18 protein-coding genes are annotated in these 25602 nt (G+C 59.4%); 5 read left to right on the plus strand and 13 right to left on the minus strand.

Annotation, left to right across the window (positions count from 1 at the left end):
* The first annotated feature begins 13 nt into the window (after window positions 1-13).
* Both CFR79_RS01485 and CFR79_RS01490 read left to right on the plus strand, forming a co-directional pair.
* A complete protein-coding gene (locus CFR79_RS01485; protein ID WP_102323099.1) occupies window positions 14-1468 on the plus strand; it encodes an amino acid permease in 1455 nt (484 codons plus the stop codon).
* Between the two features lie 191 nt (window positions 1469-1659).
* Window positions 1660-2784, plus strand: a complete 1125-nt coding sequence (locus tag CFR79_RS01490; RefSeq protein ID WP_102323098.1) for a hypothetical protein — start codon at window positions 1660-1662, stop codon at window positions 2782-2784.
* A gap of 14 nt (window positions 2785-2798) precedes the next feature.
* Here CFR79_RS01490 and CFR79_RS01495 read toward each other — a convergent pair whose 3' ends face one another.
* From CFR79_RS01495 to ppdK, 8 genes are all read right to left on the minus strand, one after another.
* Window positions 2799-3800 (minus strand): asparaginase, encoded by a 1002-nt coding sequence (locus CFR79_RS01495; RefSeq protein ID WP_110546665.1) that lies wholly within the window; start codon window positions 3798-3800, stop codon window positions 2799-2801.
* An 80-nt stretch (window positions 3801-3880) separates the two neighbouring features.
* Window positions 3881-5146 (minus strand): acyl-CoA dehydrogenase family protein, encoded by a 1266-nt coding sequence (locus tag CFR79_RS01500; RefSeq protein ID WP_110546668.1) that lies wholly within the window; start codon window positions 5144-5146, stop codon window positions 3881-3883.
* A 71-nt stretch (window positions 5147-5217) separates the two neighbouring features.
* Window positions 5218-6444, minus strand: a complete 1227-nt coding sequence (locus tag CFR79_RS01505; protein ID WP_110546670.1) for an MFS transporter — start codon at window positions 6442-6444, stop codon at window positions 5218-5220.
* A 356-nt stretch (window positions 6445-6800) separates the two neighbouring features.
* Window positions 6801-6932: a hypothetical protein gene (locus tag CFR79_RS16075; protein ID WP_257997475.1), complete on the minus strand. Its 132-nt coding sequence runs from the start codon at window positions 6930-6932 to the stop codon at window positions 6801-6803.
* 482 nt (window positions 6933-7414) lie between these two features.
* A complete protein-coding gene (locus CFR79_RS01510; protein ID WP_258373348.1) occupies window positions 7415-9094 on the minus strand; it encodes an alpha-keto acid decarboxylase family protein in 1680 nt (559 codons plus the stop codon).
* 52 nt (window positions 9095-9146) lie between these two features.
* Complete coding sequence (locus CFR79_RS01515; protein WP_110546673.1) at window positions 9147-10487, minus strand: B12-binding domain-containing radical SAM protein; 1341 nt, start codon at window positions 10485-10487, stop codon at window positions 9147-9149.
* Between the two features lie 539 nt (window positions 10488-11026).
* The gene (locus tag CFR79_RS01520; RefSeq protein ID WP_102323092.1) at window positions 11027-11899 is read right to left on the minus strand and encodes a pyruvate, water dikinase regulatory protein; all 873 of its coding nucleotides are present in this window, start codon (window positions 11897-11899) and stop codon (window positions 11027-11029) included.
* A 76-nt stretch (window positions 11900-11975) separates the two neighbouring features.
* Window positions 11976-14654, minus strand: a complete 2679-nt coding sequence (gene ppdK, locus CFR79_RS01525; protein WP_110546675.1) for a pyruvate, phosphate dikinase — start codon at window positions 14652-14654, stop codon at window positions 11976-11978.
* 558 nt (window positions 14655-15212) lie between these two features.
* On the opposite strand from ppdK, the gene CFR79_RS01530 reads away from it, so the two are divergent.
* A complete protein-coding gene (locus CFR79_RS01530; RefSeq protein WP_110546754.1) occupies window positions 15213-15389 on the plus strand; it encodes a DUF3311 domain-containing protein in 177 nt (58 codons plus the stop codon).
* Entirely contained in the window at window positions 15386-16897 is a 1512-nt protein-coding gene (locus CFR79_RS01535) for a sodium:solute symporter family protein (RefSeq protein WP_110546677.1), read from the plus strand. Before CFR79_RS01530 ends, CFR79_RS01535 begins: the two co-directional genes overlap by 4 nt.
* Window positions 16898-17306: 409 nt before the next feature.
* Here CFR79_RS01535 and CFR79_RS01540 read toward each other — a convergent pair whose 3' ends face one another.
* On the minus strand, window positions 17307-17519 hold the full coding sequence (locus CFR79_RS01540) for a (2Fe-2S)-binding protein (RefSeq protein ID WP_165927293.1): 213 nt from the start codon (window positions 17517-17519) through the stop codon (window positions 17307-17309).
* Between the two features lie 1153 nt (window positions 17520-18672).
* On the opposite strand from CFR79_RS01540, the gene CFR79_RS01545 reads away from it, so the two are divergent.
* On the plus strand, window positions 18673-20064 hold the full coding sequence (locus tag CFR79_RS01545) for an NAD-dependent succinate-semialdehyde dehydrogenase (RefSeq protein ID WP_102323089.1): 1392 nt from the start codon (window positions 18673-18675) through the stop codon (window positions 20062-20064).
* A 649-nt stretch (window positions 20065-20713) separates the two neighbouring features.
* Here CFR79_RS01545 and CFR79_RS01550 read toward each other — a convergent pair.
* The 4 genes from CFR79_RS01550 to phoU all read right to left on the minus strand — a co-directional run bounded on the left by CFR79_RS01550 (window position 20714) and on the right by phoU (window position 25587).
* Entirely contained in the window at window positions 20714-22039 is a 1326-nt protein-coding gene (locus CFR79_RS01550) for a cytochrome c (protein WP_110546679.1), read from the minus strand.
* Window positions 22032-23669: a GMC family oxidoreductase gene (locus CFR79_RS01555; RefSeq protein WP_102323087.1), complete on the minus strand. Its 1638-nt coding sequence runs from the start codon at window positions 23667-23669 to the stop codon at window positions 22032-22034. Before CFR79_RS01555 ends, CFR79_RS01550 begins: the two co-directional genes overlap by 8 nt.
* A 19-nt stretch (window positions 23670-23688) precedes the next feature.
* Complete coding sequence (locus CFR79_RS01560; protein WP_408884552.1) at window positions 23689-24324, minus strand: sorbitol dehydrogenase family protein; 636 nt, start codon at window positions 24322-24324, stop codon at window positions 23689-23691.
* Between the two features lie 567 nt (window positions 24325-24891).
* A complete protein-coding gene (gene phoU / locus CFR79_RS01565; protein WP_102323086.1) occupies window positions 24892-25587 on the minus strand; it encodes a phosphate signaling complex protein PhoU in 696 nt (231 codons plus the stop codon).
* Window positions 25588-25602: the final 15 nt, after the last annotated feature.

The following is a 25602-nucleotide window of genomic DNA, read 5'->3' on the forward strand; positions in this document are numbered from 1 at the left end:
CGGAGACCATAGCATGAGCAAACCGGACCCCGCGCTGGAAGACAGCACCCACATCCTGCCCGAACAGGATGACGACGGCTATCACAAGGCTCTGGGCGGTCGCCAGATCCAGATGATCGCCATTGGCGGGGCGATCGGGACCGGGCTGTTCCTGGGCGCGGGATCGCGGCTGCAGGCGGCGGGGCCGTCGCTTGCGCTGGTTTACCTGATATGTGGCGCCTTCTCGTTCCTCATCATGCGCGCGCTGGGCGAACTGGTGATGTACCGGCCCACATGCGGCAGCTTTGTGTCCTACACGCGGGAATTCCTCGGTGAAAAGGCGGCTTTCGTCGCGGGATGGCTGTCCTTTTTGAACTGGGCCATGACCGGCATTGTCGATATCACGGCGGTCGCGCTGTACATGCATTTCTGGGGCACGTTCGCCAGCGTGCCCCAATGGGTTTTCGCCCTTCTGGCGCTGTGTATCGTCACGACGCTGAACATGGTGGGGGTGAAATGGTTTGGTGAGATCGAATTCTGGTTCTCCCTCATCAAGATCGTGGCGCTGTGCCTGTTCCTTATCGTCGGCAGCATCGTGCTGGGGGTGCGCATGCCGGTTGCGGGTCATCAGACCGGCCTGCATCTGATTGCCGATAATGGCGGGCTGTTTCCACATGGGGCCATAGCCTGCCTGCTGCTGGTGCAGGGGGTGGTCTTTGCCTATTCCGGGATCGAGCTGATCGGCACGGCGGCGGGGGAATGCGCCGATGTCCGCACCGTTCTGCCGCGCAGCATCAACAGCGTCATCTGGCGCATCGGGCTGTTTTACGTGCTGTCCGTCGTGCTGCTGGTCAGCCTTCTGCCGTGGACGGCCTATCACGCGGGCACCAGCCCGTTCGTGACCTTTTTCCAGGCGCTGGGCGTGCCCGGCATAGACACGATCATGAACATCGTCGTGCTGACCGCGGCCCTGTCCAGCCTCAATTCAGGGCTGTATTCCACCGGTCGCGTCCTGCGGGCCATGGCGCTGGGCGGGGCGGCACCCGCCCCGCTGGCACGCATGAACGCAAGCTCGGTCCCGGCCAACGGCATCCTGCTTACGGTTGCGGTCTATCTTGTCGGTGTCGTGCTGAACTACGTCGTGCCGTCGCAGGTGTTCGAAATCGTGCTGAACATGGCGGCACTGGGCATCATCAGCACATGGGCCTTCATCCTGCTCAGCCAGATCCGGCTGCGGCAGGCCGTGCGTAGCGGGCGGATTGCGTCCAGCGGGTTTGAAATGCCAGGCGCGCCCTTCACATCGTGGCTGACGCTGGCCTTCCTTGGCTGCGTGGTCGTGTTGATGATGTTCGATTACCCCAATGGCACATCCACCCTTGCGGGCATGCCGATCGTGGCCCTGCTGCTGATGGTGGGGTGGAAATACCTCAACCCCGCGCGCCAGGCGGCTGCCGGGGAGAGCGAACAGCCCGAAATTCCCACCACCTGAAACCGGCGGGAGAACTGCCATTCTCCCGCCCGTTCCCCAGCCATCCGGCCACGGAGTAACAGCAATGTCCTGACACCTTACCTGCCACACAGCATGTAGAAGGGCCGCACACCGCCTGCCCAGCACCAGTAGACCCGGCACGCACTGCCATGCGTGAGGGGACGCCCCGTTTCAGGAAATAACCTTCAGCCATGGTTTCCGTGATACGCGCCCACGCGGCAAAAGGCGTGGGCAATGCATCAGTCCGTACAGTACCTGCCATACAAAAAGATGCCGGTCGCCCCTGTCGGGCAACATTATACATTCCGATACCGGAATCAATATTATTCGTTACCTTTTCCGTTCTTCTCTTGCTCGCCAGCATCTCCGCGGGCCGGGCGGAAGATACGGGAAACGGGCCACGTGCCGGATCGCAGGCCCTGCATGAGGAATATGAACAGTGGTATACCGGATCGCTGGTTTCCCCCTCCGGCGCGCTGACGAAAAAGGGCGTTTTCGCGTGGGAGCCGTATTTCTTCTACAACCAGCCCGTTGGCTATCTGGACAGTGCGGGACGGGGCATGCCCCTGTCGGACAAGGCGCATAGTGCCGCCAGCCTGACGCTGTACAAATACTCCATCACCAATTCCATCAGCCTGCAGATGACGCCGACCATAAGCTATGGCTGGCGCAGGGGGCACAGCACGACCAGCGGCCTGAAAATGGGCGACCTGCCAGTCGATGTCATGTGGCGCTATCTTGATGCCGATCCCAAGCGCTACATCCCCGCCCTGAGCCTGTTCGTGGGGGTGGGATTTCCCAGCGGTGACTACAGCAGGCTGGGCCGGTCGGAAGATGGCGTCGGCACGGGCACCTACACATTCCGCCTTGCCCTGACGGAACAGTCCACCTACGTCCTGCCCGGCCATCATGCGTTGCGGCTGCGCACGTGGGGCACCTTCCGCCGCGCGCTGACCAATGCCCATATCGCCGATGTCAGCAGCTACGGTACAAGTGCCGGTTTCCGGGGGCTGGCGCATCCGGGCATGTATGGGGAAAGTGGTTTCTCGCTTGAATATGGCGTCAACCAGCGATGGGTGATCGCCATGGATCTGGCGCGTGACTGGGCCAATGGCTCGGTCGTGCGCGGCCATAACGCGCAGGGCCGGTATCAGGATATACTGGGACAGTCCTCCGGCGACTGGCTGATCGCGCCCGCCATCGAATATAACTGGTCGCCCCGCTTCGGCGTGATCGCGGGCGTTTCGGCCCTGTTCGCGGGGCATAATACCAGTCAGGTCATCTCCCCGCAGGTGGCCTTCAACAGTATTTTCTGACGGGCTGCCCGATTTCAGGGCATGTCATACAGGCTCTGTATCGCGTCGGTATCCGCCCCGCCCAGAAGGGCGAGGGCCAGAAGGATACGTGCCTGTTTCGGTCGCATGTGCCCGGCTGCCAGAATCCCGCGCTGCAGCAGTTCCTGCCGCCGCACTACGCCACCGCAATATCCGGCACTGGCCTGCACCACCACGATGCCCTGCGCCACGGCGGCGTCAAACGCGGCATTTTCCGCAGGCGTACACATACCCGGCAGCATGCCCGCCGAAACAAGCCCCCGCGCGCCCGCATGGGCAAAAGCACGGATCGCCACGCCATCCGCACCTGCATGGCTGTAGCAGATATCAACGCGCGGGATCTCTCCCCCCGGCCCGTAGCCCTGTGGCCAGCCGATATGCCGACGCGGCCCCATGCCGCGCCCGAAGAAAACCCGGTTGGCCTCGATCATGCCGACTGGCCCGAAATCGGGGGAGCGGAAGGTTTCAAGCTGATAAGTGGACGCCTTTGTCACTTCCTGCGCTGCATGGATTTCGTTGTTGGACACGACTAGAACACCGCGCCCCGCTGCCTGTGGGGCGGAGGCGACCAGAAGGGCGGCATAGAGATTGGCCGGACCATCGGCGCTGATCGCGCTGGCGGGACGCTGCGCGCCCACCACAACGACGGGACAGGGCACATCCAGCACAAGGTCGAGGAAACAGGCTGCTTCCTCCAGCGAGGAGGTGCCATGGGTAATCACCACGCCAGCGAGATCGGGCTGCGTTGCCACCGTCTGGCTGACCAGGGATGCCAGATCAAACCAGCGCGACAGGGTCATTTCCACACTATCGCAACTGGAAAACGGAATGCCGCGCACGACAAAGCGTGCCCGCACGTCCTCAGGCAGCGCGGCCAGCAGGTCGCTGCCGCCAAGGCTGGTGCCGATTTCCGCATAATCGACCGTATCGCGCGGGTCCATTGCCTGCCGGGCGATCGTGCCGCCGGTTGAGATGATGGCGATGACAGGACGGTGCATTCAGGCTTCCCCATGGATCAGGACAGGCTCCCGATCAATCACGCATGCAGCGGCCTGTCAAACCGTAACAGAACAGAAAATTACTGGTACAGTCCCGGTTCTGGTGCCCACCCGGTCAGCAGGTGACGACCAATTTCAGCATTTTTCCAGTCCACGGGATCATGCAGCGACAGAGTGCGCGCATCGCGCCAGTACCGGTCCAGCCCATTGACCGCATCCGTCCCCCGCGCGCCTGCCGCCGCCGGTGCATCCCCCGCCGCCCGCAATGCCGCACGCGTGGCCACCGATCGGGCGGCGCTGGCCGCCATCGCCACGGCATTGCGTGTCACGTGTCCCTGTTCATACCCGTCCAGCATCCGCCCCGCCTGCATCACACTGCAATACGCACCGAACAGATCCGCCCCGATTTCGCCCAGCAGGCGGCGGACATAGGGGTCCTGATCCGCGCTATCGACACCGGCGGTTCCCCATGGCCGCGCCCGTTGCGGCACAAACGCACAGACCGCGCGTAACGCGCCAATACCGATACCGGTCAGGATCGCGCTGAACCCGGCCTGAAACCGCAGGCTGACATGCTGCGGCAGGGGCGCATCTGGCGATAGCGCGTTCCACCGATCATCCACCTGGACATCCTCCAGCGTGACCGTGCCAGAATCGGTGGCGCGCTGGCCCATCCGGTTCCAGTCATGGTGAAAGACAAGTCCCGCCGTATCGTGCGGGATAATATCCATGCGCACGCCATCGCGGATGGAGCCTGTCTGCTGGGCGCGAACCGGATCGAAAGACGAAACCGCGACCAGATCCGCACCCGATGCCCCGGTGGCATAAATCTTGCGGCCGGATATGAAATGCGTGCCCTCCGGCCCCGGTCGGGCAAGGGTCTGGAGGAAGCTGTCCGCCGTGCGACCGTTTTCCGCCACGGCCATGCCGAGGATGGCATGACCATCCACCACCCGGCGCGCCAGCGGGCCACGGAATGCCGCGGGCGCGTAGACAAATATCTCCCGCAGCAGGTCGTCATGCACCTTGTATATCTGTGCCACGGCAGGATCGGCCATGGCGATGCGCAGCATGATTTCGAGGGAGAGTTCCTGCGCAATCCCCATCCCGCCCCATTCGCGCGGCACCGCAAGGGCAAGGATGCCGGTGCGCTTCAGCGCGGCAATGGCCTGATGGGGATAGCCCCCGGTTCGGTCCCGCTGGGCGGCCGTAGGGGCGACTTCGGTATCAAGGACGTGCTGCACATGCAGCAGCACCTCGCCCGCTGGCCCGGGAACTGACCGTGCGGGAAACAGGTCACGCAGTAAGGGGGGCAGCACGTGCCCTTCAGCCGGTGCGGTGGTCATGCCGCACGATAGGAAGGTTGGGCCGACGCATCAAGCGCCGTGCCCCCTGCCCTTCCGGCGGTGTGTATTTATCAGCCGCCCGCCTGCCTGCGGGCGGCTGCGCGGATATCGCTCAGCGTCAGCAGCCACATCACGAAGCCGCCCATGGCAAGACAGGCCCCGACCCAGCCGACGGATTCCCATCCAAGCCCGAAACTGATCGCCATGCCGCCCAGCATCGGGCCGATGGCGTTGGCCAGGTTGAACGCACTCTGGTTCAGGGCCGCCGCAAGCGCCTGCGCATCAACGGCCACGGTCAGCAGCCGCGACTGGATAACGGTGCCCAGCCCGCCACCACAACCGATCATGAACACGATGGGCATCATGCCCCACACCGAATGCACGGAACCGGGAAAACCCGCCAGCGCCGCCGCATTGACCAGAAGCGTGCCGCCAATGGTCGGCATCATCTTGCGGTCCGCCGCCCACGCACACGCCATGGTGCCCACGGTCATGCCCACACCGAATACCGCCAGCATGACCGGAATCATGTAAGCGGGCGCATGCGTGACTTCCTGCAGGATGGACGCAAGATAGGTATAGACGCAGAAAATGCCGCCGAACCCGATAACGCCAATACCAAGCGTAAGCCAGACCTGACGGTTCCGCAGGGCGCGTATCTCCGTCAGGGCGCTGGCATGGGGACGCGGCGGATCGGTGGGAACGAAACAGATGATGAGCAGCATCGTGCACAGCGCCAGTGCGGCGATAAGGACAAAAGCCCAGCGCCAGCCGACAAGCAGCCCCAGTCCGTTCGCCATTGGTACCCCGCCAATCGTGGCGATGGTAAGCCCCAGCACGACCCGCGCCACGGCCTGCGTACGCCGGTTCGGCGGCACGAGGGAGGATGCGACGATACCCGCCGTGCCAAAATAGGCGCCATGGGGCAGCCCGCTCATGAAGCGGCACAGCAGCAGCAGCCCGTAATTGGGAACCAGCGCGGTCAGCCCGTTACCGATCACATACATCGCCAGCATGCCGATCAGCAGGTATTTACGGCTCTGTCTGGCGCCCAGCATGGCTATAAGCGGCGCGCCCACACATACGCCCGCCGCATAGGCTTCGATAGCATGCCCCGCCTGCGGCACGGTGACATGCATGCCTGCGGAAATCATGGGCACGAGACTCATGGCCGCGAATTCAGCCGTGCCGATGGCAAAGCCACCCATAGCCAGAATGAAAAAGATCAGGCCCGGATGAGGGGACGGACGAACAGGCGCGCTCACCCTTTTCCCGTGATGGGTCAGTGTATCGGTCATGCATTATGCTCTGGACAGAAATAAAAAAGGCGCACCTGAGTACGCCCGATATTTTTGGCCGATACACCCATGTCGGTCAGGCTACAACCCTGTCTGGTGCATTTCTGGTTACATAGAGTCCGTCACGCCAGCCCGAAAACATTTTGATGCGTCGTGACCGGAGGACAGTCATATGTCCACCATCGGTCATGCGGGGGTGGATATCCCTTCTGTCGAAGCGATGTTTCCCATTATCCGGGCATAAAAAAAGACGCCGGAGCGTCTGTCATTCAACCTTATGTCCTGCTGCCGCCGGCCATTCCCGCATGATCGCGGGAATTCCGGCTGCATGGGTGTCAGGACAGACGACCCCTGCTTCAGGCAGCGCGATCGGAAACGATCGTGGCAACCATCAGGGCAGCAATCATGGGCAGGAAAGCAACCATGGTCAGCGAGGACATGGTGTTGACGGAGTGAGCGATCATGGCGCTGACGTTTTCAATAAACATGCTTCAGTTCCTTGGGTGTTGTGTTGGTAAGCCGGACAGAACACCAGAACCGAAATACTATCAATAGAAATCCTCGGGAAGTTTTGGTCTATTCTTCCTTAATTGCAGTATAAAAATAAAATACCTGATCAATAAGCAATCAGTTCCAGGCAGTGACTATCCCTTCACTCTGGAACGTCCGAAAAGATGCTGACAAAAACGGCAGAACGCACGCAGGACCACTCAGGCGCTGCCTCAACCTGATTAATCTTCAGGCAAATGCACATTTTTTAATCGGGGTATATCACGTTTTCGTGAACTGCTTTTATGGCTTCCATCCGGCCATCAGGCGTGGACAGGTGGCAGGCAGATGGGAGCGATACCGACCCATCTAAAAAACAGTCGTATTTTCAATAGCCTGCACGGATGCTTCCGTCCAGCCTAAAAACACGTCATTGCCCATTGGGCGTAAAATGTGATCTCTCCCCGCCGCAATGCCCCGGTCAGGGCAGATCGGGGGTATCGATTCCATAATCGTAGCGGCGCACGGCCTGCCCCATCGCGGCCATGCCCGCAGGGGCATCCATGGGCGTAAAGCCGACTTCCACAAAGGTCAGGCCCTGATTCGCGGCGGCCTGATCCAGGGCAGCCTCCAGTTCGGCCCGGTCCTGCACACGCAGGCATAATGGCGTGGCATCCCCGCCCATAGCGGCTGGCAGGGCGGCGTAGTCCCAGTTGGCAATGTCATTATATGCCGCCTGTGGACCAAGGATCATGCGTTCAATGGTGTAACCCCCGTTATTGATCAGAAACACCGTAATCGCGCATTTGTGCCGCAGCAGGGTGGATAGTTCCTGCGCCGTCATCTGGAACGAACCATCACCAATGAACAGCACATGCCGCCGGTGCGGTGTCGCCAGACACGCGCCCAGTGCGGCAGGCAGCGAATAACCGATCGCAGCCCAGACAGGCTGCACCAGCAGGCTGCATCCCGCAGGCAGGTGCGCATGCAGCATGGCCACCATGGATGAACCATTATCCGCCAGCACGACATCATGCGGACGCAGGAACTGTTCGACGCGCTGCCAGAATATGGCCTGTGTCCACCCGCCGCCCTGCGCTGACGCAACAGCAGGCGCGGTCTCCTGCTGCGCCCGCCACGAACTGCGGACGGGAGGTGCTACTGGAGTGCGGTCCTGCATTACGGCATCAAACAGGTCCTGCGCCCTTATGCCCTGAATGTTTTCCCCATCGCATGTCATGCTGAAGGGCTGGACATCCACCATCGCCCCCGGCGCGATCCGCTGCGAAAAATAGCCGGAAGTGGAATCAACAAACCGCACGCCCAGACCGATGACACAGTCCGCCCCGTGTACATACGCCGCCACATCGGGTGCGGAGGCTGCACCCCCGTACTGCCCAAGCCATAACGGTCCAGTTTCCGCCAGTTGCGTCCGGGCGGTGGACAGGGCGGCATAGGGAATATTGAAGTGCTGGCAGAACCGTTCGACCTGATCGTTCAATCCATACTGTCGCACCATGCCATCCACCAGCACGACGGGCTGGCGGCTCTGCGCGATCCGTTCCGCCAGCCGCCCTGCCGCGCGGGCCAGAAGGGCCGGGTCCGATACCGGCACGGCGGGGGCCAGTGCAGGAATATCCGTTTCGACGTAACAGATGTCGGATGGAAACTGGATATAGACCGGGCGTTTTTCCGTATGCATCCTGTCCAGCACACGATCGGTTTCCACGCGCGCGCTGGCCGGATGCAGGCGCATGCAGGCAGCGGTAAACTGCTGGTAACAGGTCATGACGTTATCAAAATCGCCATCAGCCAGTGTGTGATGCACCAGCGCGCGCGACTGCACCGCATGCAGCGGGGGCATGCCGGAAATCACTACCAGCGGCACGCCTTCGGCACAGGCCCCCGCTACCGCGGAAAGTGCCGAAAGATCGCCAACCCCATACGTGACCAGCACGGCCCCGACGCCCGAAAGCCGCGCATCCCCATCCGCCGCATAGGCCGCGTTCAGTTCATTGCAGGCGCCAATGAAGCGGATGCCGGGCGTACGTTCGATCAGTTCCAGAAATTCGAGGTTATAGTCCCCCGGCACACCATAAATGCGCGAAACACCGCAATGACGAAGCCTGTCCAGCAGCATTGAGCCGATTGATCCGCGCATGGTCCTGTCTTCCTATACGTTCGCGCTGCACCAGGTGGTGCGCGCAGGGGAGTCAGTAAATATCAAAATCATTGTTCCCTGTAGAGGAGAACGCCATGCGCCGTTCGGTCATGTTCAGTATCCACGATGACATATCCGAACGTGTGCGGGGAAAGGGCAGACGGTGGAATATCGAGCGCATGCTGTAGAACTTGCGATACATGTTCTGGATGCGCTGCTCCATCTGGCCCGGCGTACAGTTCTTGGGCCAGATGTGACAGACCTGCCCCGGCCAGCGATCAATGTCATCGGGATCAATGATCCGGCCCGCTTTCTTCATCCGTTCGAACAGGGCGGTGCCCTTTGTCGGGGTCAGGATATTGAAATAGGCCGCAGGGACCTTGTGCGCTTCAAGAAAGGAAAGGGTCGCGGCATATACATCGGGATGTTCGTCATCATAGCCGAAGATGAAATTGAGCGAGTAACTGATGTCGCGTCGGCGCAGGTTTTCAAACATCTCGCCATAGCGGCTGGATTTGTTCCACCCCTTCTTCATGCCCTGCAACATTTCGGCATCAATACTCTCGATGCCGATATTGACGTGCATCACCCCGCTACGGCGCGCAAGGTCAAGAAAGCCGGTATCGAGGCACAGGTTGGATGACCATAACGTGGACCAGCGGATGCCAAGCGGCACCAGACCTTCCATCAGCTCCATCGCACGGCTTTTCTTGCCGCCAAAATTACTTTCACCGAAGAAGAAATGACTGCCCTTGTTCTTTATCCGCTCCAGTTCAGAGGCCATCTGGTCCACGGGCCGCCAGCGATAGCGGCCGCCCAGATAAAACCGTTCCGAACAGAAATCGCACACGAACGGACACCCGCGTGAGGACTGCACCGCAAATGTACGAAAAGGGCCGAACTTCTTCAGGTCCAGCAGATCATAACGGGGCGGTGGCAGGTCATTGAGTTCCTTCAGCGGCGCGGCACGATAGATTTTCTGCAGCCGGTCGGCCGCCGCATCTTCCAGCATGGTCCGCCAGATGGGTTCGGCCTCACCCACGCCTACTGCATCGCAGTGTTCGGCGGCTTCATCGGCATAGAAAAAGACATGCGGACCGCCCATGATGACCTTCACGCCGCGCCTGCGGAATTCAGCCGCGATGTCATAGGCCCGGGGGGAATGCAGGGTCCACGCCGTCAGCGCCACGACATCGACCGGAACGTCAAAATCGATATCCTCAAGCTGCTCATCAAGCAGGGTGACCGTCCATTCGCGCGGCGTCAGCGCCGCGAGATAGGGCAGCGCAAGGGGCACCATCTGTCGTCGCTTCGTCTTGAAAATCGTTCTGTCAGTCTTGGATTTGTAATGCGACGGCTGGATGATCAGCAGCTTGAGATCAGTCTTGGACATAGTTCAGCTCTATGGACCCGGATATGAAAATTTTCTGGATAAGTAATCCTTTAATCATATCGTACAATTCTGACCCCGTATGTCCACCATACGAAAGCACAGACCGCCTATTCATGTATTTTATATAAAGTGCATGTATCGGATATATCGAAAAAACTTATTATTATATATTTAATATATAATATCATTACTGTTTTTATATTATTTATTTACTTATGATCAGACTTTCATTCTCATCAAGAACCATAAAAGAACATATCAGCCTTAAACCTGTCGCATGTCTTTCCCCTGCTCCAAACACCAGTTGCGGACAGGACTTCAGAAACTGCGACCTTCACGCGCCACGCACGCACCAGCGGCCCATGGCCCCTACGCGGCGCAGGAGTCATACGACAGGAGTTCTGATCAGAAAGCCATGTTTGAACATGTAGGCTGGCCCGGATTCCATCTACGTCCAGGAGCGTGAGAGAGGGAACCGACGATGTAAAACCCCATCATCCGGTTTGGCGACCATGGCCGCACCAGCGGCTTACGGCCCCTTATATATCAGGTTCCGCCACTTTGCGCGGAGCGCCGTCATGTTCAAGCATATCGATAATGGCTGCTGAGGTTTCTTCCACCGATCGATGCGTCACGTTGATGACCGGCCATTTATGCCGGGCGCACAGACGGCGCGCCCAATGCAGTTCCTCATGCACGTTTTCAGGATCGATATAGGGTTTGACCGAGGTTTCGGACATGCCGGGCGCGACAATGGACCGCCCCGGCAGCATCATGCCCACGCGGGAACGACGGATTTCAAGCAGTGTATGCGGATCGATCGTAAGCCCTACGACCAGCCCCCTGAAATCCTCAAGTCCGGCCGGCAGCGGCGCATGCGGCACCAGCGGGATATTGGCCGCCCGGATACCCCGGTTGGCCAGATAGAAACACGTGGGAGTTTTGGATGTACGCGAAACACCCACAAGCACCACGTCCGCTTTTGAAAGATCCGTGGTTTTCTGCCCGTCATCATGCGAAATGACGTACTGCATCGCATCAATGCGCCGCCGGTAGCTGTTATCCATCACATACTGGCCGCCGGGGTGACGTTCCGCCACGATACCGGTCTGCTGTTCCAGAAAATGAATGGTGCCATCAAGAATGTTCTTGACCTCCACCCCGACGCGCGCACACCCCTCACGCAGCATGACCTGAAGATCTGGGGAAGTAAGGGAGGACAGGACAGGTCCCGGTTCCGCCTCGATCCCCGCCAGCACGCGCGCCACCTGTACGCGGGTACGGATCAGGTTCCAGCTACGGGGGGAAAATTCGGCGTCCTGAAACTGCGCGCCACAGGCACGCATAACGGCTTCGAGCGCCTGCCCTGTCGCCTCGGATACAAGATGCAGGATAATCGGCGGCTCACTCATTAGATTCTGCCTGACCGGACGCCCCGGCATAAAACCGGGACGTCCTTTTCACAGCGTTTAAGACCAACAGGCCGTTTCACGCGGCGGAGGAGGCAACCCGCTGCCGCGTGGCCAGTGCCGCCTGTGCCGCGGCAAGACGGGCCACCGGCACGCGGAAGGGGGAGCAGGAGACATAATCCAGACCCACTTCGTCGAAGAACGCGATCGAGTCCGGATCACCGCCATGTTCACCGCAGATGCCCAGCTTCAGGTCGGGGCTGGTCTGGCGTCCACGCTCCACGCCAAGGCGGACCAGCGCACCGACCCCGTCGCGGTCAATGGACACGAACGGATCGCGCGGCAGCAGGCCATGATCGACGTAATATGGCAGGAAGGAGCCTGCATCATCACGCGACAGGCCGAATGTGGTCTGCGTCAGGTCATTCGTGCCGAACGAGAAGAAATCCGCATATTCCGCAATCCGGTCTGCCTGGATTGCGGCGCGCGGCAGTTCGATCATGGTGCCGATGTCATAATTGAGGTTTGTCCCCTCTTCCTTCAGCACCTTTGCGATCTCGTCTTCCGCCGCGCGACGGGTGACGGCAAGTTCCGCCTGCGTTGCCACCAGCGGGATCATGATTTCCGGGCGGATGGGCTTGCCCGTCTCCTTTTCCACCATCACGGCGGCCTGAATCAGGGCGCGTACCTGCATGGCGTAGATTTCCGGGCTGGTCAGGCCAAGGCGGCAGCCACGGTGACCCAGCATCGGGTTGGTTTCAGCCAGTGCCGCGCAGCGGGCGCGCACTTCTTCCGCCGTCTTGCCCAGCCCCTGCGCCACTTCCGCAATTTCAGCTTCGGCATGCGGCAGGAATTCATGCAGCGGCGGATCAAGCAGGCGCACCGTAACCGGCAGCCCCGCCATGATGCGGAACAGGCTGGCAAAATCCTCGCGCTGGAACGGCAGCAGGGCAGCAATGGCCTTCTGGCGCACGTCCTCGGCATCGGCGATGATCATCTGGCGCACGAAGCCGATACGGTCGGGACCGAAGAACATGTGTTCGGTCCGCGCCAGTCCGATCCCTTCCGCCCCGAAACGCCGCGCGGTACAGGCATCTTCCGGTGTTTCGGCATTGGCGCGCACGCCAAGGCGGCGCACCGCATCCGCCCAGCCCATAAGCGTGTTGAAATCATCCGACAGGGTCGGCGGGATGGTCGGCACGCGCCCCAGATAGACCGCGCCCGTGCCACCATCGAGCGTGATCCACTCACCCTGCGCCACGGTGTGGGCGCCAACACTCAGCGTGCCTGCGGCGTAGTCCACATGGATGCCACCGGCACCGGCCACGCATACGCGCCCCATGCCACGGGCCACAACCGCAGCGTGTGATGTCATGCCACCACGGGTTGTCAGCACACCCCGCGCCGCGTGCATGCCGTGTACATCCTCCGGCGAGGTTTCGATGCGGACGAGGATCACGTCCTCCCCCTTCGCCGCGCGGGCTTCGCATTCCTCCGCCGAGAAAACGACCGCGCCAGCCGCCGCACCGGGCGATGCCGGCAGGCCACGGGTCAGTTGCACGCGCTCGGCCCTGGGGTCGAGGGTAGGATGCAGGAGCTGGTCAAGCGAGGACGCGGGCACGCGCCGGATGGCGTCTTCCTGCGTGATCAGGCCCTCGCGCGCCATGTCGATGGCGATTTTTAGCGCGGCGGCGGCAGTACGTTTGCCGTTACGGGTCTGGAGAATGTACAGGACATTACGCTGGACGGTAAATTCGATGTCCTGCATGTCCTTATAATGTGTTTCCAGCACCGAGCGCACGCGCATGAGTTCACTGTAGGCTTCGGGCAGGACGGTTTCCATCGGCTGCTGCCCGGCTTCGGCGCGCACGCTGGCCATGGGCTGTGGCGTGCGGATACCGGCCACAACGTCCTCGCCCTGCGCATTGATCAGATATTCCCCATAGAACACGTTCTCCCCCGTGGAAGGATCACGTGTAAAACAGACACCCGTCGCACAGTCATCGCCCATATTGCCGAACACCATGGACTGCACATTGACCGCCGTGCCCCAGGAAGCCGGGATCTCGTGCAGCTTGCGATAGGTATTGGCGCGCGGGTTCATCCATGAACCAAACACGGCCCCGATCGCACCCCACAACTGGTCATGCGGATCGGTAGGGAAATCGGTACCCGCATGGGTGCTGATCAGGTGGCGGTAATCCGTAACGATCGTGCGCCACTGATCCGCCGTGATGGCCGTATCGTCCTCTGCACCATGGGCACGCTTGAACTGCTCCAGCACGTCCTCGAAATGGTGATGGGGAACGCCCATCACGACCGAGCCATACATCTGGATGAACCGGCGGTAGCTGTCCCATGCGAAACGCGCATCACCCGATGAACGGGCAAGCCCTTCCACCGTCTCGTCATTGAGGCCGAGGTTCAGCACCGTATCCATCATGCCCGGCATGGACACACGGGCACCCGAACGCACAGAGACAAGCAGCGGGGCTTCGGCATCGCCAAAACGCAGGCCCATCGACTGCTCGACCCGATGCAGGGCTTCGGTCACCTGCGCTTCCAGCGCATCGGGATATTTCCGGCCGTTTTCATAAAAGGCCGAACAGACTTCCGTCGTAATGGTAAAGCCCGGCGGTACGGGCAGGCCGATCGAGGCCATCTCCGCCAGGTTGGCACCCTTGCCGCCCAGAAGGTTGCGCATATCCGCGCGCCCTTCGTTCAGGCCATCTCCGAAGCTGTAAACCCATTTGGTCATGTCTGTTCGATCCTACGCACGTCTGTCTGTCATAAATGACGCCTGCTCCGGAACAGGGATAAAACAGACAGCCACGCTTTAATATTGTTGTTGTTGGCAGGTCCGGCAGCTGAATTTAACCGCCACGGACGGGCGCGGGCAATCACTATTTTTTCATGTGCGGGTGCATGCGGTTGCCGCAATGCGGCATGAGGCGCGACATACGCGGATTTCGATCCTCAATTAAAACCGTTTGTTTACATTATGTTAATTGAAAATCATGAAGACCAGACACGCTGCTTCCTCCAGAGGATGGCAGATTGTGTAATTTATTTTATTGAAGTTATTTATTTTATTTATGTCATTTTCACTACCGCCAAAGGTGGCATTCATCTGGAAATTAATTGTGCAATGCAGCAAAATCATTGCGCGCTGCACAATAGTTTAAATGAAATAACGGAACTATTTTTCCATTCCGGAATAAAATACTTTACTTTTACCTCAATTATGTTGACACGCGGCCGTACATTCCAGAAACATTCCACCCGGCCACACCAGAAAAACAAGAAGTACGGTCATATGAAAAAAGCCCTCCTCCTCCTGCTGCCCTTTGCCGGGTTGCTGTGGGTTCCGCTCTATAACCACAGTAACCCGGTGCTGTTCGGCTTCCCGTTTTTTTATTGGTACCAGTTCGCGTGGGTACCCGTAACCTCCGTTCTGATCTGGGCGGCATGGAAAACGGAACGGCAGTCATGAACACCACGACACTGCCCGACAACGCCGCCATTGGCGTATTTATCGTCTGTTTCCTCGCAACAATCCTGCTGGGCAGCACCGTGCGGCTGTGGCGGCCGTTCCTGTCACGTCGCAAGGCCGCTTCCCACCATACGGAAGGGGAAGAATGGGGGCTGGGCGGACGGGAATTCGGCGCCTGGGTCACATGGTTTCTGGTAGGCGGGGATTTCTATACCGCCTACACGGTCATCGCCGTGCCCGCACTGGTCTATTCCACCGGGGGCTTTGGCTTTTTCGCGCTGCCCTACACCATCATCGTCTATCCGTTCATCTTTGCCGTCATGCCGAAGCTGTGGACCATCGCGCGTGACGGCGGCCATGCCACGGCTGCCGACATCGTGCGGGCACGCTTTGGCAGCCGCACGCTTGAACTGGCCGTGGCACTGAGCGGACTGATTGCCGTACTGCCCTACATCGCATTGCAGCTTATCGGCATCCGCACCGTCATCGAGGCCCTGGGCTTTACCGGCATGCTGCCCCTGCTGATCGCCTTCGTCTCGCTTGCCGCCTATACGTGGCTGGGCGGACTGCATGCCCCGGCGCTAACGGCTTTCATAAAGGATGTCATGATCTACATCGCGGTGCTGGCCGCGGTCATCATCGTGCCGATCCATCTGGGCGGTTATGGCGCCATGTTCCACAGCGCGGCGCAGCACCTGCCCGACACACCTGATGGCCATATCCTGCCACAGGGGCAGATCATGCCCTATGCCACGCTTGCCCTGTCCTCCGCCTTCGCGGCTTTTCTGTATCCACACACGCTTACCGGCATCCTTGCCGCGAAATCCGCCGATACCATCCGGCAGAATGCGGTCTTCCTGCCCGCCTACACCATTGTTCTGGGCCTGATTGCGCTACTGGGACTTATGGCGCATGCAGCGGGGATCGTGACCACCTCCTCGTCACAGGTGGTTCCACAGCTTTTTCTGGCCATCTTCCCATCATGGTTCGCGGGGTTCTGTTTTGCCGCCATTGCGGTGGGTGCGCTGGTGCCTGCTTCCGTCATGGCGATCGGGGCGGCCAACCTTATCATGCACAACATCCTGCCCCGGCGGGCTGAATCGGTCACGGGTTCGCGGCTTGCCGGGTTCGGGGTCAAGGTGGGGGCGCTGGGTTGCGTTGTGTTCCTGAACGCAAAATTCGCCATCGACCTGCAACTGCTTGGTGGCGTCATTATCCTGCAGACCTTCCCGGCCCTCATCGTAGGACTGCTGCCCGTGCGCCTGCCCGCCCGTGCGCTGATTACCGGATGGGTTGCGGGGTCGCTCATCGGGCTGGGCCTATGCTGGATGGATGGCCTGAAGCCTGTTCACCCTGTCGCGTTTGCAGGCTTTTCGGCCTCCGTCTCCACGGGGCTGCTGGCACTGGGCATCAATCTGGCGGTGACGTTTACAATGGCCATGGCGATCCGTCTGGCCCTGGGGGCATCGCCTTCCACCCTCCAGCACCGGCAGGGTGTGCAACGGTAGGTATGCTGCTTTCAGCACCCCCGATGAGATAAACATCAAGACAGGCTGCGGGGTCGCCTGCCAGCCGCATAAATCATAACGGCATCCTGCGAAGGATGCCGTTTTTTATGGGTCGGCTCACCGGTATGGATTTTATAAAGGGTGATGTTCATCGTCACCGAACCCGCGCCGGTTCAGGACGGCACGCGACAGCGGCATGTTCGGGGTCCGACGCAGCAAATTACGCTCCGCGCCCGCAATAACGGGACCGGAAGATAATCCGGCAACCGCCGTATCAGAAATTCATCGAAACAGCGCAGGCATCGATAAATCTGCGACCTGCGTTCTGAGAGCCGTGGCAGTCCCCGGCTGGACATCAAAGCCCCGGAAAACACATCCATTCCCGGTTATGGCCGGGAATACACGGTGGTCAGGTCGGCTGCAGATGTGATGCCATCTCGGGCATGACCGTGCGCCGCTGGGCGATCATCTGCCGCAGGATACACACCACGCCAGGCACGCAGTTGCCACACTGGGCACGGCATCCTTTGGCTTCATAGACTTCCTTGGGCCTTATGGCGCCGTTACGTGCGGCGGCCTCGATATCTCGGTCAGTCAGCATATTGCAGGAGCAGACAAACATTTATCCATCTCACCCATATAACGTCCCCTCATCATAATCAGGAATGAGAATAAATCGCAATGCAGTAAACGCGTGAAATTTTTGTCATCCCCTCTGGCGGTAACAGGATGGCGCAGGGGTATCTTCCCATTTCTATTATCATCGCGTGCGATAATTTAATTTCCATCCTGGCAGCAACCTATCCCAAGTCCCTTCTCGCCGATGAGTGAAACAGGTGATGGGCAGCGAAACGGCGTGGACGCATCGCAACCCCTCAATGCCGGAGCAGGCGCTCTCTGAGGGAGACATGGCATTCGCTACTGCCGATCCTCCATCCAGGCGGCAGAAGGATGTCATGGCGTCCTGAAACGATAAGTCTTCCACCACGCGAGCGTGATGCAGCACGGGCACCCCATCCCTTCTGCGAATGAGGCCACCAGCCCTCCCCATCCGCCATGCAGTCCGCGCACGGTCTTAAGGAAGTTATCGTATGGTGTGACAGGCAGCGGCGATCTGGCCGCTTTTGACACTACCGGCTGGATCGAAGACAGGAGCGCGACCACTGTGTCCGACATGCCTTTCCGTCCACACCTATGATTTGACGACGTTACCCCTACTCGGGAACATGCACCCTATCCTACCCGGCGCCCCAGTGCGCATCAGAGCAAGTCCGGTTCATTCCGGTTTAAGGGGCATCCTGACGCATGCCGCTATTCCGGTGATGATATGTGAGCACTGGTTTGCAGACGATCGACCGGACCACACAGCAACCTCATATCCCTGCCACAATCAGCGTGCAGGATTGAGGAATGGTTATGGTATTCAGATACCCCCGTGGGGAACGCAGCCTCCTTTGTGGGGGCCTACAGCACCACTGCAGAACCTGCCTGCGCCATCCGCAGTTCATGCGGACAAACGACAGGCTACGGACACCGCGCGGGCTACAGGAGTTCCAGCCCAAAATGGATAATATTTTATGATCCGCCGCCCTCTCCTGCCATCAGGATAGAAGAACAGCGGAAAATGGCGTTTTTCCCGATGGGGATGAATTGTCTGTCCGTACCGGTTAAATGAGCTTTTGCACGCTGTCGGGGCTGATGATACCTGAAACGATTCTTGCACGGCGGCTCGTGAAATATATACTTGACGAAACGACATAGGAACAGATTTGCCCATGGCTTATGCAACGACCAACCCCTATACCGGAGAAAAGCTGAAGACTTTCCCCGAAGCGACGGATCAGGAAGTCCAGACCGCCCTTACGGACGCTTACGAGGCCTTCAAGGCATGGCGTCACGTTTCCTTTGCCGAACGCGCGAAGGTCATGACGGAAGCGGCAAAGATCCTGCGTCGTGATATCGACAAATATGCCCGCCTGCTGACGCTGGAAATGGGCAAGCTTTACAGCGAAGCCAAGGCTGAAACGATCCTTTCGGCGGAAATCTTTGAATACTACGCCCAGCATGCCGAAAAGCTGCTGGCCCCCGAAAAGCTGCCCGTTGCCGACCCGAAAGAAGGTGAGGCCGTCCTTATCCACCAGCCGCAGGGGATCGTGTTCGCGATCGAACCCTGGAACTTCCCCTACTACCAGATCGCCCGCATCATCGCGCCGCAGCTTTCCGCCGGTAATACGGTGCTGCTGAAGCACGCATCCAACGTGCCGCAGTGTGCCGCAGCCTTTGACAGCCTGATGCAGGAAGCCGGTCTGCCCAAGGGTGCGTTCCGCAACCTGTACACCGCCCGCCACCATTCCGAAGTGATCCTGAGCGATCCGCGCGTCTGTGGCGTTGCGCTGACCGGGTCGGAAGGTGCTGGCGCAATCATTGCCGGTATCGCGGCCAAGGCGCTCAAGAAATCCACGATGGAACTTGGTGGTTCCGACGCCTTCGTGGTGCTGGAAGATGCCGATCTGGAAAAGACGGTAAAATGGGCCGTATTCGGTCGCCACTGGAACGCCGGACAGGTTTGCGTATCGGCCAAGCGCCTGATCGTGGTGGATGCGATCTACGACAAATTTGTCGAACTGTACAAAAAGGGCGTGGCCGAACTGAAGGCTGGCGACCCGATGGACCCCGCCACCACGCTGGCGCCGCTTTCTTCCCAGAAGGCCGCGGACGAACTGATGGCGCAGGTTGAGGAAGCCAAGAAGCACGGTGCGGTTGTCGAGACCATCGGCGCACCGGTACCTGAAAAGGGTGCCTTCTTCCGCCCGATGCTCATGACCAACCTGCACAAGGACAATGAAGCGCGCCTGTGGGAGTTCTTTGGTCCCGTCACGCAGCTTTACCGTGCGAAGGATGAGGCCGATGCAATCCGTATCGCCAATGATTCGCCCTTCGGTCTGGGTGGTTCCGTCTTTACGAAGGACACCAAGCGCGGCGTGAAGGTGGCGGAACAGATCTATACCGGCATGGTTTACGTAAACCACCCGACCATGGTGAAGGCTGACCTGCCCTTCGGCGGTGTGGCACGTTCCGGTTATGGCCGCGAACTGATCGGGCTTGGCATCAAGGAATTCGTCAACCACAAGCTGATTGACGTGGTGGATATCGACGCACCGTTCTGATCTGGCAGGGTTCCTGAATCCCGACACCCGGAACGGGAGGTGTCCCCGGTTGATTACCGTAAAGGGTCAATCGGGGGCATAGTCGGGATCAACAGGCCAGAAAGTAGAGAAAGGGGGCGCTTCCTGCGAAGCGCCCTTTTTTTTGGCCAGTTTACTCCTGAACCAAAAGTCAGAGATTATGGCGGATTGTCGCCGTATCAGGGAAAGAAGGCGATGCCTTCCGAAGCTTTTTGAAAAAAGCTTCACCAAAAACTTTCTTATGATTTCTGGATCAGGATGTTCTGATTACTTCAGATAGGAGCGCCCATGATCCAGAAATAAGACTATTATTTTGTAACCAATACGTTATCGACAATATTTATTTATAAATATAAAGAATAATTTCTATATCATGACATGAATTATATACAATTCATTATTTCAGAACAACACCCAATATGGTGATCCACTTTTCTTCCCATCTTTTCAGATATTACCGACTGGACAGTCAGGATACATAAATACCCGGACCCCAAGCCGTATATTCTGGGGTAAAATCTTTGATCGGATATAACCGTCCGTAAGGCGATAGCCATCCATACGGACCGGGCGCGCTCCTGTATAATCCCGGCGCACCCGGTCCAAAAACAGATATGGCCTCCCTGCCGGTTTACGGCACCTTTGTCGCCTCGCCACTGCGCATGGTGCCAACCTGTTCCGCTGTTACGTTATGGTTGCCACTACCGAAGGTAGTCATGACGTAATTGACCACACTGGCGATTTCCGCATTGCTCAACCGCTGCACATCGGACTTCTGGTCAAAGCCGGGCATGAAGGCATGCTCGTTCCCTGCCGTCCGGTCCACCCCATGCAGCACCGTCATGATCAGGTTGTCCGGACGGGCCGAACCGACAACGCCATTATGGAACAGGGAGGGCGCATAATGGTCATCAGTGCCCGCGCCGTTATCCCCATGGCAGGCAGCGCAGTTGGCGTCATAGACATGCTGCCCGTCCATTTCGTCAAGCCTGTCGATACGGGTCAGTTCGCCGGTGCGTATATCCGGCGTGTTCAGAACCTGACCGAACTGCTCACGCGGGGTATGGTCCACATCGTCATCCATGGCCGGAACCTGAAGGATGTAGGCGGCCAGAGCGTGCAGGTCGGCATCGGTCAGGTGACTGGTGCTATGTTCCACCACCTCGCCCATCGGGCCCGCAGCCTGGCTCAGGCCGTTGACATGACCTGTGCGCAGGTAGGCGACAAGATTATCCTCGGTCCAGTTACCGATACCGCCCGTTTTGCTGGGCGTAATGTCAGGCGCGTACCACCCGAGCAGGGACGCACCGGCAAGGTAGCTGCCCTCCTTCTCGGTCAGCATCATGTTGCGGGGCGTGTGGCACGTGCCGCAATGCTCAAGCGCGTGAGCCAGATACCGCCCCCGGCGCAGCTTGTCGAAAGTGGCGGAATCCCCTGTCTCCGGCGTTGTACTGCCTGCGACAAGGTTCCAGACCGCCATGGTGATGCGCAGGTTGGCCGGGAAATTGAGTTCCGTCGCTGGCGGTATTTCCGCCACGGGCTTCACATCATGCATCAGCCACGCATACAGCGCTTTGACATCCTCATCCGTCATACCGGAATAGGAGACATAGGGCATGGCCGGATAGAGACGGCTACCATCACGGCGGATGCCATGACGCACGCTCTGTTCGAATTCCTGCTCGGTATATTTGCCGATACCGTGGTCAGGATCTGGCGTGATGTTGGTGGAAATCACGTTTCCCATGGGCGTGGTCATGCTCAGGCCACCGGCAAACGGCTTTCCGCCCGGCCGGGTGTGGCAGGCGATACAGTCCCCTGCCGTGGCAACATATTCACCACGGGCCAGAAGCTCGGCGGAGGGTTCATCCGCCCGGGCCGGCGCCATGGACAGGGTGGCGAGAGCAGTCCCCGCGGTCAGGACCGAGCACAGGATCTTGCGGGCTAGGTCAGGCATGGGCGAGTTCTTTTTTAAGCGTGTCGGCCACGCGCAGGGCAAGCGCTGCGACCGTCAGGGTGATATTACCGGTTCCGACCGAAGAGAAGACGGCGGAACTCGCGATAAACAGGTTTTCATGGTCATGCGTGCGGCAGAAGCCATCCACCACGGAATCCCTGGGGTCGGTTCCCATGATGGTGCTGCCTGCGGGATGGTCCTGCGGGAAGTAGCCGGGCGTCCACTGCTCATCCGTGCCATGCATGAGGCCAATAAGTTCCCGGAACAGGCCACGGGTATGCTCGCAGCTTTTGACCGTATATTCCGGCAGCTTGTAATAGACTTCCGGATGCGGAATGCCGAGGACATCCTTATGCGTCTGGCTCAGCGTCAGGCGGTTGTCCGGATCGGCCAGCCCTTCGTTATGGCTGAACAGCCGCACGGTATGGGACGCAAGGTAGCGGATCTGTTCTTCCAGTTCCCGCCCGACATACCCCTTGGAAATGGCAAGGGATGTAGCAAGGTCCACCTGATTGTCATCGACCATGTGAACGAGATAGGCACCGCGTTCGTTACGCCATGTCCCATCGCGGAAATTGTCGATCACGTTGGTTTCCAGTGGGCCACGACCGGGCCACAGGGCCTTGTCGCCGCTGATGAACGTTACCTGCACACCGGTATGGTCCATCATGTTCCGGCCCACATGACCTGAACTGTTGGCGATGCCGTCCGGACTCTGCTCATCGGCGGAAACAAGCAGAAGCTTCGCAGTTTCGATGCAGTGCGCGGCAATGACGAAGTATTTGCCGGTTACGCGATGCGATCCCTTGTCCGGGTCATAATAATGCACGGCCGTGACACGCTTGTTCGCGCTGTCGCGTTCAATTTTATAGACTACGGCATTGGGCACGAAATGCGCGCCCGCCGCTTCGGCATGATAGACCGAATAGCTGCCATTATACATGGCCCCGATGGGACAGATCGGCATGCAGTTGTTATGCCCCTCACAGGTGGGGCGGTTATCGTAGGGGCGGGTATTGCGCGCCTGCGGTTCATGGACCACGCGATAGGGCGTCTTTTCGCTGACGAGCTTGCGGAACTGCTGTGCCGCGTAGGAAATGGGCAGCGCTTCCATGGGGTAGGGCTGTCGACGGGGGGAGCCCAGATCCTCGACTGCCGGGTCAGGACCACAGACGCCCATCATGACCTCGGCCTGATAGTAGAACGGTTCCAGATCCTCGTATTTGACTGCCCAGTCCCGGCCCTGACCATAGCGGGTTTTCAGTTCGAAATCCGATGGCAGGTAACGCCATGCACAGCCCGCCCAATGCCATGTCGTGCCGCCCATCATGCGCAGATAGACCTGCTGATAGGCTTCGGCATCCGGCCCGGTTGTATGCAGGTAATCGTTTGGCGTCATCTGGTTGGGCGGGTGGATTGCCCATGGCACGGACGGAAACGGCCCCTGATACGACGGCTTGTTTTCCAGATTGCGGAAGTTTTCGACAAAATGCTGACGGTCGACACGCGGCCCCGCCTCCAGCACGATGACGGAAATACCGGCACGCGCCAGTTCGTTGGCAATGGAGCTACCCGCAACGCCGGAGCCTACAATGACAACGTCGGCTGAAAGGTCTTGTTCGGAAGGCATGAAAAGGATGCTCCGGCTATCAGGTGGGTTCTACAACAAATCTGGACGGCGAAAGGGCGGGTTCGCCGGTGGGAACGGCCACCTCCGGCGGGGTCTGGGTCCAGTAGAACGGACCACCCGCCGCATAGGTCTTGGGATAGACCGCGTCCTTGGTGATGTCGAACATCAGCGCCGAACGATAGACCACGACCTTCTGGTCCGCGACGCCGCGGTACCAGCCGGTCATGATTTCATGGATGACATCCTTGAAAACCGGATCGCTATGTTCGGCGGCGCTGGCCAGCGCCCGGGCGCTGGCGAAACTGCCGGACGCCATCAGGTCATGCAGTTTGTGTATCTGCTCGCGCCGTTCGGGATTGGCATGAATGATGCCCGCGTAAAGGGCGTGACTGATCTGCGGGTCCAGCACGTCACGATCGGTCAGGCGCCGCGACACGGCAAGGAACAGGGGAACAACGGGGTCCGCCTCCTCCGTCGCGGCAAAGCCCGGCCGGCTGGCACCGAGAGCCACCACGGCCGCCCCCATGGCCCCAAGCAGCATGTCACGGCGCGACATGCGCAGGGCACGACGCATCCGCATGGCGTTTGGGGACGCAAGATGGATGTTGGTGGGGAAACATGACCGGTCCGCAGCCATATGGTGCCTCTCATGCATGCTGATCCAGCCGGAATGCCGGAAAACAGGCATGGCTGCGCGGGGTGAATAATGCCCCATCGATACCGCCCCGGGACGTAACACCGCAAGCTCTGTGCCCCCACATTAACGAATGGCAGCTTCACGTACACCAGAAATGCTGCCTGAACGGGCGGTCCAGACATGATTTGCAATACCATATGGCCAGCATTTCGTGCTGCTGGCGGGTATTAAGGGGCTGAAACAGCAGCATCGCAGGGGCTTCCCTGCCAGGTTGACATGCGTTTCACCTGCACGTCACCCAGACTGCCGCGATGGATGCTAATTTTTATTTTACAATATGGAATAACACTCTTTCTGTCGTCCGGTCATTTCGCTCTCCGATTCAGGAAATGACCAGACAGGCAGATGGTGCGGCTAACGAAGAATATCCTGATTCTGGCTACCCTCCCGCCAGCACCATCCAGCCCTGACTGTCAGCAGGCTGCCCGATGGGGCCGACGGCATTCGCGGGCAGCCATCAATCACAATCTGCTGTCTGTAGCGTGATTTTCATGGACTGGCCATCAGTTCCGCCGGGTCGGCCTGTCAATCAAACGTACCGCCGCGTGGGCGCACGATCGGCAGGATATGGCCTGTTACGGCATAATATACGCGTTCCGAAATGTTGGTGGCATGGTCACCAATACGTTCAAGGTTCTTGGCAATGAACAGAAGATGCGTGCAGGGCCCGATATTGCGGGGGTCTTCCATCATATAGGTGACCAGTTCACGGAACATGGCGGTATAGAGTTCATCCACCGCCGTATCGGACTGCCAGACGATGCGCGCCAGTTCGGGATCGCGCTGGTCCATCGCATCAATCGTACGACGCAGGTTGTCCTGCACCAGCCGTCCCATGCTGCGCAGACCGGTAACAGAGATGGGACAGGATAGCAGTTCGCTGCGCATGGCCCGGCGCGCAATGCTGGCGGCACAGTCACCGATCCGCTCCAGATCGCCCGATATCTTCAGGGCCGCGACAACCTCACGCAGGTCACCCGCCATGGGCGCGCGCAGCGCCAGCAGGCGGATTACCAGTGCTTCCGTCTCACGTTCCAGTTCATCTACCTGCGGGTCCATTTCGGGGGCATCAAGGGCCGCGGCCTCATCATGATCGACCACGGCGATGATGGCCTGGGCCACCTGCCGTTCCGCCAGGCCGCCCATCTTGTTGACCAGCAGGCGCAGGTGTTCGAGTTCCTGTTCGTAGCTATGGACCGTGTGTAGCGTTTCATTGGGCATCGTCACGACTTTCGC

Source organism: Komagataeibacter saccharivorans, assembly GCF_003207825.1.
GTDB lineage: Bacteria > Pseudomonadota > Alphaproteobacteria > Acetobacterales > Acetobacteraceae > Komagataeibacter > Komagataeibacter saccharivorans.

What these genes read in the sequence shown, in the direction of transcription:
- CFR79_RS01485 (WP_102323099.1), top strand. Translation starts at nt 14, where the DNA reads ATGAGCAAACCGGACCCCGCGCTGGAAGACAGCACCCACATCCTGCCC.
- CFR79_RS01490 (WP_102323098.1), top strand. Translation starts at nt 1,660, where the DNA reads ATGGTTTCCGTGATACGCGCCCACGCGGCAAAAGGCGTGGGCAATGCA.
- CFR79_RS01495 (WP_110546665.1), bottom strand. Translation starts at nt 3,800, where the DNA reads ATGCACCGTCCTGTCATCGCCATCATCTCAACCGGCGGCACGATCGCC.
- CFR79_RS01500 (WP_110546668.1), bottom strand. Translation starts at nt 5,146, where the DNA reads ATGACCACCGCACCGGCTGAAGGGCACGTGCTGCCCCCCTTACTGCGT.
- CFR79_RS01505 (WP_110546670.1), bottom strand. Translation starts at nt 6,444, where the DNA reads ATGACCGATACACTGACCCATCACGGGAAAAGGGTGAGCGCGCCTGTT.
- CFR79_RS16075 (WP_257997475.1), bottom strand. Translation starts at nt 6,932, where the DNA reads ATGTTTATTGAAAACGTCAGCGCCATGATCGCTCACTCCGTCAACACC.
- CFR79_RS01510 (WP_258373348.1), bottom strand. Translation starts at nt 9,094, where the DNA reads ATGCGCGGATCAATCGGCTCAATGCTGCTGGACAGGCTTCGTCATTGC.
- CFR79_RS01515 (WP_110546673.1), bottom strand. Translation starts at nt 10,487, where the DNA reads ATGTCCAAGACTGATCTCAAGCTGCTGATCATCCAGCCGTCGCATTAC.
- CFR79_RS01520 (WP_102323092.1), bottom strand. Translation starts at nt 11,899, where the DNA reads ATGAGTGAGCCGCCGATTATCCTGCATCTTGTATCCGAGGCGACAGGG.
- ppdK (WP_110546675.1), bottom strand. Translation starts at nt 14,654, where the DNA reads ATGACCAAATGGGTTTACAGCTTCGGAGATGGCCTGAACGAAGGGCGC.
- CFR79_RS01530 (WP_110546754.1), top strand. Translation starts at nt 15,213, where the DNA reads ATGAAAAAAGCCCTCCTCCTCCTGCTGCCCTTTGCCGGGTTGCTGTGG.
- CFR79_RS01535 (WP_110546677.1), top strand. Translation starts at nt 15,386, where the DNA reads ATGAACACCACGACACTGCCCGACAACGCCGCCATTGGCGTATTTATC.
- CFR79_RS01540 (WP_165927293.1), bottom strand. Translation starts at nt 17,519, where the DNA reads ATGTTTGTCTGCTCCTGCAATATGCTGACTGACCGAGATATCGAGGCC.
- CFR79_RS01545 (WP_102323089.1), top strand. Translation starts at nt 18,673, where the DNA reads ATGGCTTATGCAACGACCAACCCCTATACCGGAGAAAAGCTGAAGACT.
- CFR79_RS01550 (WP_110546679.1), bottom strand. Translation starts at nt 22,039, where the DNA reads ATGCCTGACCTAGCCCGCAAGATCCTGTGCTCGGTCCTGACCGCGGGG.
- CFR79_RS01555 (WP_102323087.1), bottom strand. Translation starts at nt 23,669, where the DNA reads ATGCCTTCCGAACAAGACCTTTCAGCCGACGTTGTCATTGTAGGCTCC.
- CFR79_RS01560 (WP_408884552.1), bottom strand. Translation starts at nt 24,324, where the DNA reads ATGCATGAGAGGCACCATATGGCTGCGGACCGGTCATGTTTCCCCACC.
- phoU (WP_102323086.1), bottom strand. Translation starts at nt 25,587, where the DNA reads ATGCCCAATGAAACGCTACACACGGTCCATAGCTACGAACAGGAACTC.